This window comes from Streptomyces sp. NPDC101194 (genome assembly GCF_044767885.1).
Lineage (GTDB): Bacteria > Actinomycetota > Actinomycetes > Streptomycetales > Streptomycetaceae > Streptomyces.
In genome coordinates this window covers 1,677-3,303 of sequence record NZ_JBIWOS010000028.1, presented here as the reverse complement: position 1 = coordinate 3,303, position 1,627 = coordinate 1,677, and the positions used below count along the sequence as shown (strand labels likewise).

General features: G+C 56.9%; 1 rRNA gene (running past one end of the window). It reads left to right on the top strand.

Annotated features, from left to right (window positions below):
* Positions 1–56: 56 nt before the first annotated feature.
* Positions 57–1,627 (top strand): 23S ribosomal RNA (locus tag ACIRP2_RS39540); it runs 1,654 nt beyond the window's last position.

The following is a 1,627-nucleotide window of genomic DNA, read 5'->3' as shown; positions in this document are numbered from 1 at the left end:
GGGTGATGGGTGGCTGGTCGTTGTTTGAGAACTGCACAGTGGACGCGAGCATCTGTGGCCAAGTTTTTAAGGGCGCACGGTGGATGCCTTGGCACCAGGAACCGATGAAGGACGTGGGAGGCCACGATAGGCCCCGGGGAGCTGTCAACCGAGCTTTGATCCGGGGGTGTCCGAATGGGGAAACCCGGCAGTCGTCATGGGCTGTCACCCGCTGCTGAACACATAGGCAGTGTGGAGGGAACGAGGGGAAGTGAAACATCTCAGTACCCTCAGGAAGAGAAAACAACCGTGATTCCGGGAGTAGTGGCGAGCGAAACTGGATGAGGCCAAACCGTATGCGTGTGATACCCGGCAGGGGTTGCGCATGTGGGGTTGTGGGATCTCTCTTTCACAGTCTGCCGGCTGTGAGGCGAGTCAGAAACCGTTGATGTAGGCGAAGGACATGCGAAAGGTCCGGCGTAGAGGGTAAGACCCCCGTAGCTGAAACATTGACGGCTCGTTTGAGAGACACCCAAGTAGCACGGGGCCCGAGAAATCCCGTGTGAATCTGGCGGGACCACCCGCTAAGCCTAAATATTCCCTGGTGACCGATAGCGGATAGTACCGTGAGGGAATGGTGAAAAGTACCGCGGGAGCGGAGTGAAATAGTACCTGAAACCGTGTGCCTACAAGCCGTGGGAGCGTCGCTGTGTGTGCTTGCACATGCAGTCGTGACTGCGTGCCTTTTGAAGAATGAGCCTGCGAGTTTGCGGTGTGTTGCGAGGTTAACCCGTGTGGGGAAGCCGTAGCGAAAGCGAGTCCGAATAGGGCGGTTGAGTAGCACGCTCAAGACCCGAAGCGGAGTGATCTAGCCATGGGCAGGTTGAAGCGGAGGTAAGACTTCGTGGAGGACCGAACCCACCAGGGTTGAAAACCTGGGGGATGACCTGTGGTTAGGGGTGAAAGGCCAATCAAACTCCGTGATAGCTGGTTCTCCCCGAAATGCATTTAGGTGCAGCGTCGTGTGTTTCTTGCCGGAGGTAGAGCACTGGATAGGCGATGGGCCCTACCGGGTTACTGACCTTAGCCAAACTCCGAATGCCGGTAAGTGAGAGCGCGGCAGTGAGACTGTGGGGGATAAGCTCCATGGTCGAGAGGGAAACAGCCCAGAGCATCGACTAAGGCCCCTAAGCGTACGCTAAGTGGGAAAGGATGTGGAGTCGCAGAGACAACCAGGAGGTTGGCTTAGAAGCAGCCATCCTTGAAAGAGTGCGTAATAGCTCACTGGTCAAGTGATTCCGCGCCGACAATGTAGCGGGGCTCAAGCGTACCGCCGAAGTCGTGTCATTCGTACATGTATCCCCAACGGGAGTACGGATGGGTAGGGGAGCGTCGTGTGCCGGGTGAAGCAGCCGCGGAAGCGAGTTGTGGACGGTTCACGAGTGAGAATGCAGGCATGAGTAGCGATACACACGTGAGAAACGTGTGCGCCGATTGACTAAGGGTTCCTGGGTCAAGCTGATCTGCCCAGGGTAAGTCGGGACCTAAGGCGAGGCCGACAGGCGTAGTCGATGGACAACCGGTTGATATTCCGGTACCCGCTTTGAAACGCCCAATACTGAATCAGGCGATGCTAAGTCCGTGAAGC